This window comes from Roseateles sp., assembly GCF_019237615.1.
GTDB lineage: Bacteria > Pseudomonadota > Gammaproteobacteria > Burkholderiales > Burkholderiaceae_C > Pelomonas.
The window spans coordinates 35,990-52,040 of record NZ_JAFAGT010000021.1; the positions used below are offsets into that span (position 1 = coordinate 35,990).

Below are 16,051 nucleotides of genomic sequence, written 5' to 3' on the forward strand. Positions count from 1 at the left end.
GAGTCTCGCTTCGCAGCGCGGAAAGTCACCGCCCGTGGATTACCCCAGCTTGCGATGGGCCAGCGCCGGCAACTGCTGGCGCACCTGGGTCAGGCGTGCCGGGTCCACCTCGGCGACGACGACGCCCTCGCCCTCCGCCAGCACGCTGAGCACCTGGCCCCAGGGGTCGACAACCATGCTGTGGCCCCAGGTGCGGCGGCCGTTGGCATGCTGGCCGCCCTGGGCGGGTGCGACGACATAGCACTGATTCTCGACCGCGCGGGCACGCAGCAGCAGCTCCCAATGGGCCTGGCCGGTCGTGTAGGTGAAGGCGGCCGGCACGGCCAGCAGGTGGCAGCCGGCATAGCTGCGGTAGAGCTCGGGGAAGCGCAGGTCGTAGCAGACCGACAGGCCCACGCGCAGGCCGCCGGCCTCGAAGGCGGTCGGCTGGCTGCCTGGCTCCAGCACGCGGCCCTCGTCATAGCTCTCGCGGCCGTTGTCGAAGGCGAAGAGGTGGATCTTGTCGTAGCGCGCGACGCGCTCGCCGGCTGGCGAGAACACCAGCGTCGAATTGCGCACGCGCTCGGCCGTAGCCGACCTGATGGGCAGCGTGCCGCCGATGATCCACAGGCCCAGGTCGCGCGCCGCCGCGGCCAGCATGGCCTGGATGGGGCCGCTGCCCTCCGCCTCGGCCAGGGCCAGCTTGTCGCCGTCCTGCAGCCCCATCAGGCAGAAGTACTCGGGCAGGGCCGCCAGCTCGGCGCCGCGGCGGGCGGCGTCCTCCAGCAGGCGGCGGGCGGCGGCGAGGTTGGCGGCCACATCGGGGCCGGAGACCATCTGGACGGCTGCGATCTTCATGGTCCCGATGCTAGTTCACCCTCTCGTCAGCGGATGTGTATTCATCGGCCGGACGCAATACTCATCCCCCACCTCACGCCGTTCATCGCAAGTCCGTTCCAGCCGCCGCCCTGGCTCCGCACAGTGGCGCCGCGGTGCCTTCAAGCGCGCGACCCCTCGCGCTGCATCCGCGCTCATGGACGGCTGCGATGAAGCGATCTTTCGTGACGATGAATCCCATGGTCTGGATGCTGTTCTGCATGATGTCGATTGCGGCCGGCTGCGGTGGTTCTGCCGGGGTGGAGGCCGAGCCGGTGGTCATAGGCGCCGGAACGCCCAACGCCGTCTCGGCCTGGAACGAGGCGGCGACCACCACCGTGAACCAGCCGAATGCCGCTGCCGGCACCCCGGAGGAGATGCAATCGGTGTACGCCGTCGACCTGGCCAGCGTCCACGTGGCCATGTATGACGCCGCCGTCGCGATCGCCGGCGGCCACCAGCCCTTCTACGTGACGCCCCGGGCGCGCGCCGACGGCGCCTCGCCGGAGGCCGCCATCGCCGCGGCGGCCTATGGCGTTCTCAGGGGCTTGTTCCCGAGCCGGGCTGCCTTCTACCAGCCGGTCTACGACGCCCAGCTCGCCGCGCTGCCGGACGGCGACGCCAAGCAGCAGGGGCTGGCGCTGGGCGCCGAGGTGGCCGCCGGCGTGCTGGCCGCACGCGCCAACGACGGCCGCATGACGCCGCTGGCCCCATTCGTCGCCGGCACCGGCCCGGGCCAGTTCCGCGGCCCCGCCCTGGTGGGCCGTTCCTACCCCTTCATCCGGCCGTTCGCGCTGGACGCCGCGGCCCAGTTCCGCCCGGCGGGCGCGCCGGCACTGGTCAGCGCGCAGTACGCGGCCGACTACGCCGAGACCCGCGCCCTCGGCGGCAGCGCGAGCACGTCGCGCAGCGCCGAGCAGGCCACCGCCGCCCGCTTTCATAGCGAGCCGCCCTCCGCCTTCTGGCCGCGCAATCTGCGCCGCTTCGTGATGACGGAGCGCCCGCTGGCGGAGCAGGCCCGCCTGGGCGCGCTGCTGTGGGTCACGCATGCGGACGCGACCATTGCCTGCTTCGAGGCCAAGTACCACTTCCTCGCGTGGCGCCCCTTCAGCGCCATCAACCTCGGCGACACCGACGGCAACGACGCCACCGCCGCCGACGCCGCCTGGACGCCCTTGCTGCCCACGCCGCCGCACCCGGAGTACCCGGCCGCCCATGCCTGCGTGGCGGCTGCGGTGGCCCAGGCGCTGCGCCTTCACTTCGGCACGGCCCGGGTCAGCTACGACTTCGACAGCAAGGCCAGCGCCAGCACTCAGCACTATGCCGACGTCGAGGCCCTCCTCACCGACGTCACGACGGCGCGCATCGCCGGCGGCATGCATTTCCGCAGCGCCCTGGTCGACGGCGCCGTCCTCGGTCGCGGCGTCGCCGCCTGGACGTCGAACCGGCGCTTCCAGTCACGATGAACACCATGCCGGAACGCCTGCGCGAGGGCTGGCTGCGGCACCGGCGGTCCCTCGCGCTACTGGCCTTCTCGGCGTTCTACCTGTCGACTCAGATGCTGCTGCAGAGCCTGCTCTTCGAGTTCTGGACGCCTGCGGACATCGCGCAGGCCTGGCTGGACTACCTGCTGGAGCTGACGCTGCTGGCACTGCTGCTGTACGGCGCCTACCTCGGCGTCGATGCGACCTGCACCCGTGCCGGGCGCTGGACGCGGCTGGCCTGGATGGCGCTGGCGCTCTACCTCGTCAGCTGGGCCTTCATGCTGGCCAACGCACTGTGGCGCAGCCGGCTGGCCGCGGTTCCCGATCTCTCGCTCTGCGCCGCCCTCGCCGGCCGGCTGGCCATCGTGCCGATCTACATCGTCGGCGTGCAGACGCTGTGGCAGCGCGCTCGCGAAATGGAAGCCCGAGAGTCCGATTCGCGGCAGTCCGCCGACGCGCTCGAGCGCGAGTCGCGGCGCATGCGGCTGCAGCTGCTGAAGGCGCAGATCGAACCGCATTTCCTGTTCAACACGCTGGCCAACATGCGCCAGCTGTACCGCACCGACCCCGACCAGGCCGCGCCCGTCATGCGCAGCCTGCAGCGCTACCTGCGCGCCGCCTTGCCGCGCGTGCGCCGCGACGACGCGACGCTGGCCGACGAGCTGGACCTCGTGCGTGCCTATCTGATGCTCGTCGCCATGCGCATGCCCGCGCGGCTGGCCTACCGCGTGCACGACGGCTCGGGCTGCGCGGCCCTGGTCTTCCCGGCCATGGTGGTGCTGACGCTGGTGGAGAACGCGATCCGCCACGGCATCGAGCCCTCGGCCGCCGGCGGCCGCGTCGACGTGACGGCCAGCACCGCGCAGGGCTGGCTGTCCATCCGCGTGCGCGACGACGGTGTCGGCTTCGGCGCCGCCCAGATCGGCGGCAGCGGCGTCGGCCTGGCCAATGTGCGCCGCCAGCTGCAGGCCAGCTTCGGCACGCGCGCGCGGCTGCTGCTGGCCGAATGCGCGCCAGGCGTCGAGGCCACCCTCGTCGTGCCCATGGAGGGCGCATGAACGGGCGCCGGCCGCCGTCGCTGCGAGACGACCTGCTGCTGGCCGCTGCGGCCGTCGGCGCCACGGCGGTGCTGTTCCTGCCCGGTGCCTGGCTCGTCGCGGAACGGGTCTCGCCCGAGCTGCTGCTGTTCTCGCTGCTGCAGCCGCTCAACTGGGCCGCCATCGTGCTGGCGCAGGTCGCCGCGCTGCGTCTTGCCGACCGGCACCTCGCGCGGCCCGGCGTTCCCGGGCAGTTCTGCATCGCGGCCCCGGTCGGCATGGCCGTGGCCGCCGGGCTGTGCGCCTGGGTCGACCCGCCGGCGGTGCGGCTGGGCCTGCTCGGCGAGACCGGCAACACCCGGCTGCTGGGTGCCTGGACCGCGGCGCTGATCGCGGCCTTCATGGTCTGGTCGCGCGAGGCCTGGACGCGCCACGCGGCCTCCGTCGAACGGCTGCGGCGCGTGCAGCAAGCGCAGCTCTCGGCACGCCGCGAGGCGGTCGACGCCCAGCTGCGCGCGATGCAGGCGCGCATCGATGCCCAGCAGTTCTTCAAGGCGCTGGACGCCATCGAGCGCCTCTACGGCAGCGACGCCGGGCGCGCGGACGCGCTGTTCGACGCCCTGGTGCTGTACCTGCGCGCGGCCGTGCCCAGCCTGGACGGCGGCGCGTCGACGCTGGGCCGCGAACTGGCACTGGCGGCGGCCTGCGTGCGCATGCACGCGCTGGCCACCGGCCGCGACGTCGCGCTGGAGATCGACGTCGCCGCGCCGCTGCGGTTGCTGGCCTTCCCGCCGGGCGTGCTGCTGCCGCTGCTCGGCGGCGCGCTGGCTGCGGGTCAGAACGCCGGCCCTCTCGCCGTCGTCGCCCGCCCGGCCGGCGCTCGCGCCCTGACGCTGACGCTGCGCGCGCCGCCTGGCCCCGACGAGGCGGGGCTGCGGCAGGCCGGCCGGGCCCTGGCGGCACTGTACGGCGCGGCGGCAACGCTGCGCCGGGAGGCCGGCCTCACCCTCGTCCATCTCGAGCTGCCGCATGGATCACGCTAAGCCCCCGACCGCCGTCATCGCCGAGGACGAGCCCCTGCTCGCCGACGAGTTGCGCCGCAGCCTCGCCGCCCTGTGGCCGCAGCTGCGGATCGCCGCGCAGGCATGCGACGGCGCGCAGGCGCTGCTGGCCATCGACGAGCACCGGCCGGACGTCGCCTTTCTCGACATCCGCATGCCGGTGCTGTCCGGGCTGGACGTCGCGCAGCGCGTCGCTGGCCGCTGCCACGTCGCCTTCCTCAGCGCCTACGACCAGCATGCGATCGCGGCCTTCGAGGCCGGCGGCGTCGACTACGTGCTCAAGCCGCTGTCGCCGGCGCGGCTGGCGGTGACGGTCGAGCGCCTGAAGTCCCGCATCACCGCCACGCCCGCGGCGCTGGAGCGGGCGCTGCAGCAGCTCGCCGCCCAGGCGCCCACGGGGCCGCGCGCCCACCTGCAGTGGATCAATGCCTCGCATGGCCGGGCGGTGCAGATCATCACGGTCGACGAGGTGTTGTACTTCCGCGCCGACACCAAGTGCACGCTGGTCGTCACCGCGCAGGGCGAGGCGGTGATCCGCAAGACGCTCAAGGAGCTCGGCGACGAGCTCGACCCGACGAGCTTCTGGCAGGTGCACCGCTCGGCCATCGTCAACGTGCATGCCATCGACCATGTGCGCCGCGACGGGCGCGGCAACATGCAGCTGCGCCTGAAGGGACGCGCCGAGACGCTGCCGGTCTCGACGCAGTACCAATCGCTGTTCCGGCAGATGTAGGAAAGAACGCCATGAAGCCATCCCACGGCCCCCTCGGCCGCCGCCATGCGCTGGCACTGCTGTCGGCCCTAGGCGTGCCGGCCGGCGCGCTCGCGCAGGACCCGGTGCGCGCCGACCCACGCGGCTATGCCGTGCTGTTCGAGAACAAGCGCCTGCGCGTGCTGCTGTTCACGAGCCGGCCCGGCCTGGGCATCTGCGGCCAGGGCGTGCACTCGCATCCGGCCCATCTGAACATCGCGCTGACGCCGATCAAGGCGCGCATCCGCCTGCCTGACGGCAAGACCCTCGTGGCCGAGAACAAGGCGGGAGACGTGTTCTGGGAAGAGGCGGTCAGGCACTCTGTCGAGAACCTCGGTGGCGCCGACGCCAGGGCCTACATGATCGAGCTGAAGGACACGCAGCCCAGCCGCAAGGCCTAGCTGGCAACAGACCCTAAGGCGCGCTGGCGGCCTTGGCGGCCGGGCCCTCGACCTTCTCCACCTTGGGATCGTTCCAGGTGCCGGTGATGAGGAACTCGCGCGTGTTGGCCGCGGCCACCGGTCGGCTGAGGATGAGCTGGGCCAGGAAGGCGCCCAATGCGACGGCCGGATTGATGGCCGCATAGGCCAGCGACGCCCCGCCGGCCGACACCTCGGGCACGACGACGACGCGCAGCTTCTGCGTCTCGGCCGCGAGGTCGGTGCTGCCATCGACCAGCACGGCCGCCTGCAGGCCGCGGATGCGGATGTTGTCGCTGCGGGCCACACCGGCGGCGATCTTCACGTCGCCGGTCACGCCGTCGAAGGTGAAGCCCTCGGCAAAGACGTCGCGGAAGTCCAGCAGCAGCCGGCGCGGCAGCGACTGCAGGCTGAGCACCCCCAGCAGCCGGCCGACGCCGGGTTCGGCCTTCAGGAAGGTGCCGGTGTCGAGCTGGATGTTGAGCGCACCGGCCATGCTGGCGTAATGGGGCGCCAGCGGCGAGCCGTCCCAGCCGACCTGGCCGGCCATATGGCCCTTGCCGCCGCGCAGCACCTGGCCCTGGCCCAGGCGCTCCAGCAGCTTGCCGCCGTCGGCGATGTCGAGCTTCCAGTCGAGCTGGGTGCGGCGCCGGGCGGCGCTCTCGCCGCCCGTCACCGCGGCCCACAGGCCGCTGGCGTGCAGCGTCGCCTCGGGCGACTGGATCTGCAGCTTCTCCAGCTTCCAGTCGCGCGCGGCGGCCGGCGCCTGGGCCAGCACCTCGAGGCGGCCCATGTGCTTGCCGCGCAGCTCGAAATCGTCGACCTCGATGTCCAGCGACGGCAGCGGGCCGCCGGCCGCGTCGGCCTTGCCCGGGTCTATGAGTTCACTGACCGAGTCGGCCTCCTGGCGCGGCAGTGACAGCCGCGCCAGCCGCGCCTGTACGGCGTCGATCTGGCTGCCCCGCACGCCCTTCAGCTCGATGCGACCGGCGATCTGCTCGGCATCGACGTTGATGCGCCAGTTGGCACCGTCGCGCGCGACCTGCGCGGCCACCCGGCCCAGCTGACGGCCGCCGACCTTGAGCGCCTGGCTGCGCAGCGCGATCTGGCTGGGCAGCAGGCCCGCATCGTCGCCGGCGCCGCCATGGCCGCCGGCCAGCGCACCCAGGCGCTGCTGCCAGGCGTCCAGATCCAGCGCCGCAACATTGACCTGCAGAAGCACGCCGCTGGCCGGCAGCGCGGGCAGTTTGTCCTGCACGGCCAGCGCGCCGCGCAGCACCTGCGAACTCGCCGCCGACACGTCTCGTTGCAGTTGGGCCTGCAGCAGCGGCGCCGCGCCGGCGCCGACCTCGATGCGGATCTCGTCACGGCCCGCGGCGGTGGGCGTCATCAGCAGGCGCAACGGCAGCTGGGCCTCGGCCTCCTTGCGCGCCGGTGCCGGCAGGTCCAGCGCCAGGCCCTGCAAGCTGCTGGTGACGCTGAGCTCGCTCTGCCCGCCCGCAGGAATCGCGAGCTGGAAGCGATAGGCCGCCTGGCCGCTGGCAGCCTGGGCCAGGCGGGCCACGGCACCCAGCTCCGTGGCATGGCGCAGGCCGTCGGCGGTGGCCTGGCCCTGCACGGCAAAGCGCAGGCCGCCGTCGCGCTGCGTGCCCCCCTCGATGCCGGCGTCGCCGCCCAGCAGGCGGGCCGTCACGCCGGCCAGCTGCAGGCCGCGGCGGTCGAAGTCGATGCGGCCGCGCACGCCGGCCAGCGCCGGCAGCTCGGGGCGCAGCTTGAGGTCGACGCCGCCCAGCTGCAACTGGCCCTTCAGCATCGTCTGGTTGGTGTCGTCCAGCGGAATGCCTATGCCCAGCTTGAGGCCGACCTGGCCCTGGGCCGTGGTCGCGCTCAGCGCGTGGCCCAGCCATTCGTCCAGCGGCGAGCCGCGCACGAAGCGCAGCAGGTCGGCGCCGGCACCCTTGCCCGCGCCATCCAGCTGCAGCACGCGGCCATGGTGCAGATCCTGGATGCCGCCGTTGACGCCGCTCAGCTCGTAGTCCAGCACCTTGGCGCGGCCGCCCTTGATGAACATGCCGGCACGCTCGAAGACGAGTTCGGCGTCGACGTTCTCCATCGCCGGCCAGTTGGTGCCGACGTCGCTGGGCGGCACATAGGCCAGCGTGACGCCCTGGGCCTGGGTGGCTACGCGGAAGACCCCGCTGGATCTGGGGGCGTCGAAGGGGAAGTCCGCCAGCTCGCCCTTGAGCCTGACGCTGACGTTGCGCGCCTCGCCAGCCAGCAGCGCGCGCTGTAAATAGCTGCGCGTGGCCGGCAGGCTCTGCGGGATGTAGCGGGCCACGCGCGTGGCCTCCACACGCTGCACATGGCCGCTCAGGTCCAGGAAGCCCGGCGACGATGTGTCGTTCTTTGCCCCGGCTGGCCGCCGCCAGGCGAGGTCGAACTCGCCGCTCAGGTCGGGCGTCTGCAGCTGCAGGTCGCGCAGCCTCAGCTCGACGTCGCCGGCGCCCTTGCCGCCGGCCTTGGCGGGCGGCGGCAGCTGCCAGCTCATTTGCGTGGACAGCCGAGTGATGGGCAGGCGCGGGTCCTCGAACAGTCCCGGCAGCTCGACCTCGCCGTCGCGCAGGGCCAGCCGGGCCGAGCCGCCGCGCTCGCTGGCCTCCAGCGCCAGGCTGGCACCCCGCAGGCCGGGGCGGCCGAGATGGTCGGGCTGTTCAGCCGGCTTGGCCGCCAGCGCCAGGCCGTCGAGCTGGGCCTTGACGCGGTAGCTGCGTGGCGCGTCCAGCGCACCCTGCCACTGGCCGGACAGGGCCGTCAGCACGCCGCGCGGCTCAAGCTCGGCCAGCAGCTGGTGGGCGCGCTCGCCCAGCGGCAGTCGCTGGGCGATCTGGGCCATCAGCGCGAAGTCCAGGCGCTGGGCATTGACCTCGCCGCCCAGCACTTCGTCGCCCGGACCCAGCTGCAGCGCGACGCCCCAGTCCGAGCGCGGCCAGACCACGCCGTCGCCGCTGACAAAGCCGAGCTGACGGGCCTGCAGGCTCAGGCGATCGCTGGCACGGGCCAGGTCCAGCCTGCCCTCGATATGATCCAGGTTCAGCTCGGGGGCGGACTCCAGCAGCTTCAGCCGCACCGAGCGCAGCGCCAGGTCCAGCGTTGCCGCGACCGGCTGGCCGTCCTTGATCTGGCCCCAGGCGCGCACCGCGCCGTCGCCCTCGCTGAGCTGGAAGGGCAGGTTCACATGGCGGCGCAGCTGGCTGAGGTCGGCACGTGGCAGCTCGGCGTAGAGCTGGCCGCTCCAATGCTGGAGCTCGGACGGCCGCTTCAGCACGTTCTGCGTGAACTGGCCACGCAGCGTGAAGCGCCGGCCCCAGTCGGCGGGCGGCGTCGCGTCCAGGCGCAACTGATGGCGGCGCAGGCCGTTGCGCATGATGAAGTTCAGCTCGGACAGCTCCAGCGCCGGTGCGCCGGCGCGCCGCTCGTCGATCCAGCGCACGCGGCCGCGCACGATGGCCAGTTCGGGCTGGCTGAACAGCCAGTCCAGCCCGGCCTCGGTGGCCGAGGCGTCGCTGCGCTCGGCGTCCAGCAGGCCTAGGCCGGCAACGAAGATGCGGCCCTGCGCATCGCGGCGTATGACCAGCTCGGGCGCGTCGACCAGCAGCTGCGAGAAGCGCGGCTCCAGTACCACCAGCGACTGCACCGACAGCACGGCCGCGATGCGCGGCAGACGCAGGGCCGGCCGGCCGGCGGCGTCCAGCACCTGCACGTCGCCCAGTTCCATGCGCGGCATCCAGCCGCCGGACTCGACCGTGATGCGGCCTATGCGCAGCTCTACCCCCAGCGCCTTTGAGGCTTCCTTTTCCAGCCAGGGGCGCCAGTCATTGGCGTGCGGGAGAATGGCCCAGTGCAACACGGACCAAGCCACCACCACCAGCACCCCGGCCAGGGCCAGGACCAGCAGCAGCCCACGCAGGGCTTTCCCGCACAGGCTCAAGGGCCGGCGCGCAGCACGATTGCAGTGGTGGAGGACGGCCGAAAAGAAGTCAAACACGTTGTCTGGGGGCACGTGAAGAACCGGCCGGCAGGCAATCTAGCACAGGGTCATGAGCGCACTGTTTCCCGTTTTTGCTGAGCACAGCCGCTACGTCCAGCGCGTGCGCCGCCGCTATGCGGCGGAACTGGCGTTGCTGCCCCCCGGCCTGCCCGACCGGGCCGTCATCTCGGCGCTGATCGAGACCATGCTCGCGCAGCGGCCTCTGGCCGCTGCGCTGCGCGTGGCCCGTCACCTGGTGCTTGAGCGTCTGGCGGTCCTGGACATCGAACAGGGCGCCAGCGTGGCCGATGTCACGCTGGCCATGACCCACCTGGCCGAGGTCACGCTGGACCGCGCGCTGGCCGCTGCGCGCACCGAACTGGACGAGATCCACGGGCCGCCGCGCAACGCCGACGGCGGCGACATCGCCTTCTGGGTACTGGGCATGGGCAAGCTGGGCGCGCGCGAGCTGAACGTGTCGTCGGACATCGACCTCATCTACGTCTACGAGGACGAGGGCGCCACGCAGGGACCGCGGCCCACTTCGGCCCATGAGTACTTCTCGGCCGTCGCCAAGCGCCTCTACGCGCTGATCGGCGACGTGACCGACGACGGCCAGGTCTTCCGCGTCGACCTGGCGCTGCGCCCCAACGGCAAGAGCGGCCCACCGGTCGTCAGCCTGGGCATGCTGGAGGAGTATTTCTTCGTGCAGGGCCGCGAATGGGAGCGCTTCGCCTGGCTGAAGAGCCGCGTCGTCGCGCCGCTCAGCGGCCCCGGCGCGCCGGGTGACGCACGCACGCTGGCTCTGCGCAACCTCGTCACGCCCTTCGTCTACCGCCGCTATCTGGACTACGGAGTCTTCGAGGGCTTGCGCCAGCTGCACGGCAAGATCCGCAGCGAGGCCAAGGCCCGCGCGGCAGGCCGGCCCGAGCGCGCCAACGACGTCAAGCTATCGCGCGGGGGCATACGCGAGATCGAGTTCATCGTGCAACTGCTGCAGGTGGTGCGCGGCGGCCAGTTCCCCGAGATCCGCACCCGCTCCACCGTCAAGGCGCTGACCCAGCTGGCCGCCGGCGGGCTGATGAAGGCGGAGACCGCGCAGAAGCTCCGCGAGGCCTACGTCTTCCTGCGCCGTGTCGAGCACCGCATCCAGTTCCTGGACGACCAGCAGACGCATTGCCTGCCGCAGGGCGATGCCGACCTGGCCTGGATCGCCGCATCCCTGGGCCTGAAATGTTCGAGGGATGCCTGCGAGCTGTTCGAGCAGCTGGGCGAGGTGCGCGAGCTGGTCGCGACCGAATTCGACGCGCTGCTGCACGAGGGCGGCAAACCCCCGGGCGCTTGCAGGAACGGCCAGTGCAGTGGCCCCAAGCCGGCCGTGGACGGCGAGGACTTTCTGCAAGGCCTGCCCGCGCCGCTGGCCGCGGCCGTGCGCGCGCTGGCCGACACGCCACGCGTGCAAGGCCTGCGCGAGGAGTCGCGCCAGCGCCTGGCCAAGCTCTTCCACCGCGCCGCCCAGGCCGTGACGGCCGAGGAATGCTCGCTGGACGCGGCGCTGCGCTTCGTCGATTGGGTGGGCCCGCTGCTGCGCCGCGAGAGCTATCTCGCCCTGCTCGTCGAACGCCCCGCCGTGCAGCAGCGCCTGCTGCGCCTCCTGGGCCTGGCGCGCTGGCCCATGCGCTATCTGATGCAGCACCCGGGCGTCATCGACGAGCTGGCCGACCCGCTGCTCTTGACTGCCCGCTTTGACCGCCAGGCCTTCATCGACGACCTGCTGGACCGCGAGCAGGGCTGGGCACGCAGCGGCGAGGCCGACGAGGAGGCCCTGCTGGACACACTTCGCCGCGCCCACCATGCCGAGGTTTTCCGCACGCTGGTGCGCGATGTCGAGGGTCGCATCACCGTCGAGCAGGTGGCCGACGACCTGTCCTCGCTGGCCGACGCGGTGCTGCAGATCGCCATCCAATGGGCCTGGGCCCGCTTCGGCAAGGCCCATCGCGAAGAGCCCCGCCTTGCCGTCATCGCCTACGGCAAGCTGGGCGGCAAGGAGCTGGGCTATGGCGGCGACCTGGACGTGGTGTTCGTCTTCGACGATGCGGACGAGAACGCCAGCGAGATCTACGGCGCCTTTGTGCGCCGCCTCATCACCTGGCTGACGCTGCGCACGGCGGCCGGCGAGCTGTTCGACATCGACACGGCGCTGCGGCCCAACGGCAACTCCGGGCTGCTGGTCACGTCGCTGGCCCACTTCGAGGCCTACCAGACCGGCCGCGGCAGCAACACCGCCTGGACCTGGGAGCACCAGGCCATCACGCGGGCGCGCTTCTGCGCCGGCAATGCCGAGCTGGCCGCGCGCTGCGAGAGCGTGCGCCGCCAGGTGCTGACGGCGCCGCGCGACGCCCAGGCGCTCAAGCGCGAGGTGCAAGCCATGCGCGAGAAGGTGCGCGCGGCACGCCCGGTCAGGGACGATCTGTTCGACGTCAAGCACAGCGAGGGCGGCATGATGGACGCCGAGTTCGCGCTGCAGACGCTGGTGCTGACGCAGGCGGCCGTCCACCCCGGGCTGCTGGACAACCTCGGCAACATCGCGCTGCTGCAGCGCTGCGAGGCCGTGGGCCTGCTGCCGGCCGGCGTAGGCGTAGGGGCCGCGAATGCCTACCGCGAGCTGCGCCGCGTGCAGCACAAGGCGCGGCTGGACGAGCAGTCCACCGCGCTGGATGCCGCGGCCGCCGTGCCGCTGGCTGTGCACCGCGACGCCGTGCGGGCGCTATGGCGAGCCGTGTTTGGCTGACGCTGTGCGCGGCGCTGGCCACGCTGTCGCTGCTGGCCTGGCCGCTGCCGCGCGACGCGCTGGACTGGCAGCCGGCGCTGGCCGCGGCGCAACCCTGGCGGGCAGTCAGCGCCGCCTTCGTCCACTGGACGCCGCTGCACCTTGCGGCCAACCTCGCCGGCTGCGCGGTGCTGGCGCTGCTGGGCTGGCGCGCCGCGCTGGGCCCGCGCGAGGCCCTGGCCGGGCTGCTGGCGCTGCCGCTGACGCAGCTGGGCCTGCTGCTGCGCCCGGAGCTGGCGCGCTACGCCGGCCTCTCCGGCGAGCTGCATGCGCTGGCCGCCATCGCGGCGCTGGCGCTGCTGGCGCGGCCGGGGAGGGAGCGGCGAGTCGGTGCCGGCATCGCGCTCGGCCTGGTCGCCAAGCTGGCGCTGGAGGCGCCGCTGGGCCCGCCGCTGCGCGCCACGCCCGGGTTCGACTTCCCCGTCGCGCCGCTGGCCCATCTCACGGGTGCGCTGGCCGGCGCCCTCGCCTGGGGCCTGACAATGCGCCGCTCCGACAGATAGAGATAGCGAGGAGCCCGCATGGGACGTGAAGCCAGTTGTACCGCCCGCGTGGGCAGCCAGAACGCCGAGGAAAGCGCCGAGGTCGCTGCCCTGCTCGAATCGACCACCGTCGTGCTGCGCGGCGCGATCAAGCGCAAATGGGATATCGCCGCGCTGCGCAACCTGCGCGTGGCCGACGAGGCGCTGCTGTTCGAGGCGGGCGATGAAGCGGTCGCCCTCGCGCTGGGCGAGAAGGAGGCCCAGCGCTGGCTGAAGAAGCTGCAGACGCCGCCACCCACGCTCGCCGCCAAGCTGGGCGTCAGCGCCGACAACCCGGCGCTGCTGATCGGGCCCACAGTGGGTGCGCTGGACCCGGCACTGGCCGAGGCGCTGGCCCATGGCCTGACTGGCAACGTCAAGGCCGCGCGGATGCTGGTGGCTGTCATCAGCAAACCCGGCGAGCTGGAGCGCATGGCCGACTTCCACGCCCAGATGATCTGCAAGACCGTGTGGGTGGTGCACCCCAAAGGCCCCGGCGCCTTCCCATCGGATGCCGAAGTGCGCAGCGCGATGCGCGGCTGGGGCTATGTGGACAACAAGACCAGCGCCGTATCGGAGCGGCTCACCGCCACGCGCTACGTCAAGCGCTAAGCGATCAGCAGCTCGCGCGAGCGCACGTGCAGCAGGCGCACCAGGCGCCAGATGCGGCGCTCGATCTCGGCGCCGTCCAGCGCCCACAGCGCCGCGATCTCGGCCAGCAGCAGGCCTTGCGCCAGCAACGTCAGCAGATGGCGACTGGCCTGGTCGATCTGGCGCCCGGCTGGGCTGACGTCCCGCGGCGCCGCGGCCTGGCTCGCCGTGACGATGGGGCTGCGCGCGATGCCGAAGGCGGCCAGCGCCTGGCGCGCGAGCTGGGGGCTGAGCATGGCGCGGCGGCCATGCAGCCGCCACAGCGCCTCGACCAGGCCAGTGCCGCCGCCGTCGTCCACGTGATAGGCGTTGGCGCCGGCGCTCAGCGCCGCGAACAACTGCAGGTCGTCGGCGGTAGGCGCCAGCAGCAGCAGCTGGGGGCGAACGGCCAGACGGCCCAGCTCGTGGGCGACGCGCATCGCATGGCTGTCCACCAGGCGCAGGTCGCAGGCGACGATGTCGGGCGCCAGCGCGCCGATCTCGTCGAGCGCATCGGCCAGCACATGGTGGCTGCCGGCCAGCGCCAGCCCCCCGGCCTGCAGCAGGGCCTGCGTGCGCCGCTGCGGGGCCTCGCCGAGACGGAGGAGATAGACGGAGGGCATGGCGGCGGCGGAAGGCGTCCGCATTGTGCGCGGTTCGCGCGCCGCCTCCCTAACTTGCAGCCGTCATCCCCCACGTCCAGGCGGTTGCCCGGGCGGCCTCACGCCGCCTGGCCTGCTGGCCGGCCAGCCTTGGGCAGGCGCTCTATCGGGCCCTGCGGCGCAAAGCTGTGGGCGCTGGCCAGCGGCCAATAGATCCTGAAGGTGTTGTGCGGCAGCTCGCCGCGCAGCAGCACGCCGGGCTCGACGAAGGGCAGCAGGTTGGCCAGCAGGCGCACCTCGTGCTTGTCCAGCCGGTGCACGATGTGCTGGGCCGTGATCTCCTGCGGGTGGCACAGGCCCGCGGCCTCGACCAGTTCCTTCAGCGCCTTCAACGTGTTCTGGTGGAAGTTGGCGACGCGCTGGGCCTTGTCGGGCACAACGATGGCGCGCTGGCGCACCGGGTCCTGCGTCGTCACGCCGGTGGGGCAGTGGCCCGTGTGGCAGGCCTGGGCCTGGATGCAGCCCAGCGCGAACATGAAGCCGCGCCCGGCATTGCACCAGTCCGCCCCCAGGGCCATCAGGCGCACGATGTCGAAGGCCGACGTCACCTTGCCGGCGCAGCCCAGCTTGACCTTGTCGCGCAGGTCCAGGCCTATCAGCGTGTTGTGTACCAGCAGCAGCCCTTCCTGCAGCGGCGCGCCGACGTTGTTGGTGAACTCCAGCGGCGCCGCGCCGGTACCGCCCTCTGCGCCGTCGACGACGATGAAGTCCGGCGTGATGCCGGTCTCCAGCATGGCCTTGGCCAGCGCGAACCATTCCCAGGGGTGGCCGATGCAGAGTTTGAAGCCTGTGGGCTTGCCACCGGACAGCGTGCGCAGCTTGTCGATGAACTGCATCATCTCCACTGGCGTCGAGAACGCGCTGTGGCGGGCCGGCGAAATGCAGGCCTGACCCACCGGAACGCCGCGCGCGGCGGCGATCTCCTCGGTCACCTTGGGGCCGGGCAGCACGCCCCCATGGCCGGGTTTGGCACCCTGGCTGAGCTTGAGCTCGATCATCTTGACCTGCGGGTCGCGCGCGGCGGCCTCGAAGCGCTCGGCGCTGAACGAGCCGTCATCGTTGCGGCAGCCGAAGTAGCCGGAGCCGATTTCCCAGATCAGGTCGCCACCATGCTGGCGGTGGTGCACGCTGATGGAGCCCTCGCCTGTGTCGTGCGCGAAGCCGCCGATCTTGGCGCCCTTGTTCAGCGCCAGGATGGCGTTGGCGCTCAACGCGCCAAAGCTCATCGCCGAGATGTTGAAGACGCTGGCCGAATAGGGCTGGGCGCGACCGGCGCCTATGGTGATGCGGAAGTCGTGGCTGGTCAGGTGCGTGGGTGCCAGCGAGTGGTTGATCCACTCGTAGCCGCGTGCGCTGACGTCCAGCTGGGTGCCGAAGGGGCGCTGGTCGGGGTCGCCCTTGGCGCGCTGGTAGACGATGGATCGCTGCGCGCGCGAGAACGGCGCGGCGTCGTTGTCGCCCTCCAGGAAGTACTGGCGGATCTCGGGGCGGATGAACTCCAGCAGGAAGCGCAGATGCCCGATAACGGGGTAGTTGCGCAGGATGGAGTGGCGCTGCTGGCGCATGTCGCGCAGGCCCAGCAGCGTGAGCGCGAGAAAGACCAGCACCAGCGCGCCGTTGCCCAGCCCCACCGTCCAGCCGACGGCGAAGCACAGCGCCAGCAGGCCGCACAGCATCCAGGTCAGATAGCGCAGCGGGAAATGCTCGTTGATGCGTCTCGTCCAGCCGGGCCAAGCAAGCATGAAAAATCCTCGTAAACCATGACCGACGGAGC

General features: G+C 72.1%; 12 protein-coding genes. 8 read left to right on the plus strand and 4 right to left on the minus strand.

Annotated elements, in window-relative coordinates; translation table 11 throughout:
* Positions 1-39 precede the first annotated feature (39 nt).
* On the minus strand, positions 40-837 hold the full coding sequence (locus tag JOY88_RS03960; RefSeq protein WP_293500537.1) for a carbon-nitrogen hydrolase family protein: 798 nt from the start codon (positions 835-837) through the stop codon (positions 40-42).
* A 188-nt stretch (positions 838-1,025) separates the two neighbouring features.
* On the opposite strand from JOY88_RS03960, the gene JOY88_RS03965 reads away from it, so the two are divergent.
* From JOY88_RS03965 to JOY88_RS03985, 5 genes are read left to right on the plus strand one after another with little or no spacing between them, the layout of a single operon-like run.
* Positions 1,026-2,321: a vanadium-dependent haloperoxidase gene (locus tag JOY88_RS03965; RefSeq protein WP_293500538.1), complete on the plus strand. Its 1,296-nt coding sequence runs from the start codon at positions 1,026-1,028 to the stop codon at positions 2,319-2,321.
* Between the two features lie 5 nt (positions 2,322-2,326).
* Positions 2,327-3,397, plus strand: a complete 1,071-nt coding sequence (locus JOY88_RS03970; RefSeq protein WP_293500539.1) for a sensor histidine kinase — start codon at positions 2,327-2,329, stop codon at positions 3,395-3,397.
* Positions 3,394-4,419: a hypothetical protein gene (locus JOY88_RS03975; RefSeq protein WP_293500540.1), complete on the plus strand. Its 1,026-nt coding sequence runs from the start codon at positions 3,394-3,396 to the stop codon at positions 4,417-4,419. Before JOY88_RS03970 ends, JOY88_RS03975 begins: the two co-directional genes overlap by 4 nt.
* Positions 4,406-5,170 (plus strand): LytR/AlgR family response regulator transcription factor, encoded by a 765-nt coding sequence (locus tag JOY88_RS03980; protein ID WP_293500541.1) that lies wholly within the window; start codon positions 4,406-4,408, stop codon positions 5,168-5,170. Before JOY88_RS03975 ends, JOY88_RS03980 begins: the two co-directional genes overlap by 14 nt.
* Before the next feature lie 11 nt (positions 5,171-5,181).
* Entirely contained in the window at positions 5,182-5,589 is a 408-nt protein-coding gene (locus tag JOY88_RS03985; protein WP_293500542.1) for a cupin domain-containing protein, read from the plus strand.
* A gap of 13 nt (positions 5,590-5,602) precedes the next feature.
* Here JOY88_RS03985 and JOY88_RS03990 read toward each other — a convergent pair whose 3' ends face one another.
* Positions 5,603-9,652, minus strand: coding sequence for a YhdP family protein (locus JOY88_RS03990; RefSeq protein ID WP_293500543.1), 4,050 nt, complete (start codon positions 9,650-9,652; stop codon positions 5,603-5,605).
* Positions 9,653-9,704: 52 nt separating this feature from the next.
* On the opposite strand from JOY88_RS03990, the gene glnE reads away from it, so the two are divergent.
* From glnE to JOY88_RS04005, 3 genes are read left to right on the plus strand one after another with little or no spacing between them, the layout of a single operon-like run.
* A complete protein-coding gene (gene glnE, locus JOY88_RS03995) occupies positions 9,705-12,425 on the plus strand; it encodes a bifunctional [glutamate--ammonia ligase]-adenylyl-L-tyrosine phosphorylase/[glutamate--ammonia-ligase] adenylyltransferase (RefSeq protein ID WP_293500544.1) in 2,721 nt (906 codons plus the stop codon).
* Positions 12,404-12,967, plus strand: a complete 564-nt coding sequence (gene rrtA / locus JOY88_RS04000) for a rhombosortase (protein ID WP_293500546.1) — start codon at positions 12,404-12,406, stop codon at positions 12,965-12,967. The genes glnE and rrtA overlap by 22 nt, the downstream gene beginning before the upstream one ends.
* An 18-nt stretch (positions 12,968-12,985) precedes the next feature.
* Entirely contained in the window at positions 12,986-13,597 is a 612-nt protein-coding gene (locus JOY88_RS04005) for a hypothetical protein (RefSeq protein ID WP_293500547.1), read from the plus strand.
* On the opposite strand, the gene JOY88_RS04010 is transcribed toward JOY88_RS04005, so the two are convergent.
* Together JOY88_RS04010 and JOY88_RS04015 are read right to left on the minus strand one after the other, a co-directional pair.
* Positions 13,594-14,238, minus strand: coding sequence for a response regulator (locus JOY88_RS04010; RefSeq protein ID WP_293500548.1), 645 nt, complete (start codon positions 14,236-14,238; stop codon positions 13,594-13,596). The two genes, JOY88_RS04005 and JOY88_RS04010, sit on opposite strands and share 4 nt — an antisense overlap.
* A 98-nt stretch (positions 14,239-14,336) precedes the next feature.
* Positions 14,337-16,019, minus strand: a complete 1,683-nt coding sequence (locus JOY88_RS04015; protein ID WP_293500550.1) for an FMN-binding glutamate synthase family protein — start codon at positions 16,017-16,019, stop codon at positions 14,337-14,339.
* Between the last annotated feature and the right edge of the window lie 32 nt (positions 16,020-16,051).

Bases quoted from the DNA above. Each gene is read 5' to 3' on its own strand.
- JOY88_RS03960 (WP_293500537.1), bottom strand. From the start codon at position 837: ATGAAGATCGCAGCCGTCCAGATGGTCTCCGGCCCCGATGTGGCCGCC.
- JOY88_RS03965 (WP_293500538.1), top strand. From the start codon at position 1,026: ATGAAGCGATCTTTCGTGACGATGAATCCCATGGTCTGGATGCTGTTC.
- JOY88_RS03970 (WP_293500539.1), top strand. From the start codon at position 2,327: ATGCCGGAACGCCTGCGCGAGGGCTGGCTGCGGCACCGGCGGTCCCTC.
- JOY88_RS03975 (WP_293500540.1), top strand. From the start codon at position 3,394: ATGAACGGGCGCCGGCCGCCGTCGCTGCGAGACGACCTGCTGCTGGCC.
- JOY88_RS03980 (WP_293500541.1), top strand. From the start codon at position 4,406: ATGGATCACGCTAAGCCCCCGACCGCCGTCATCGCCGAGGACGAGCCC.
- JOY88_RS03985 (WP_293500542.1), top strand. From the start codon at position 5,182: ATGAAGCCATCCCACGGCCCCCTCGGCCGCCGCCATGCGCTGGCACTG.
- glnE (WP_293500544.1), top strand. From the start codon at position 9,705: ATGAGCGCACTGTTTCCCGTTTTTGCTGAGCACAGCCGCTACGTCCAG.
- rrtA (WP_293500546.1), top strand. From the start codon at position 12,404: ATGGCGAGCCGTGTTTGGCTGACGCTGTGCGCGGCGCTGGCCACGCTG.
- JOY88_RS04005 (WP_293500547.1), top strand. From the start codon at position 12,986: ATGGGACGTGAAGCCAGTTGTACCGCCCGCGTGGGCAGCCAGAACGCC.
- JOY88_RS04010 (WP_293500548.1), bottom strand. From the start codon at position 14,238: ATGCCCTCCGTCTATCTCCTCCGTCTCGGCGAGGCCCCGCAGCGGCGC.
- JOY88_RS04015 (WP_293500550.1), bottom strand. From the start codon at position 16,019: ATGCTTGCTTGGCCCGGCTGGACGAGACGCATCAACGAGCATTTCCCG.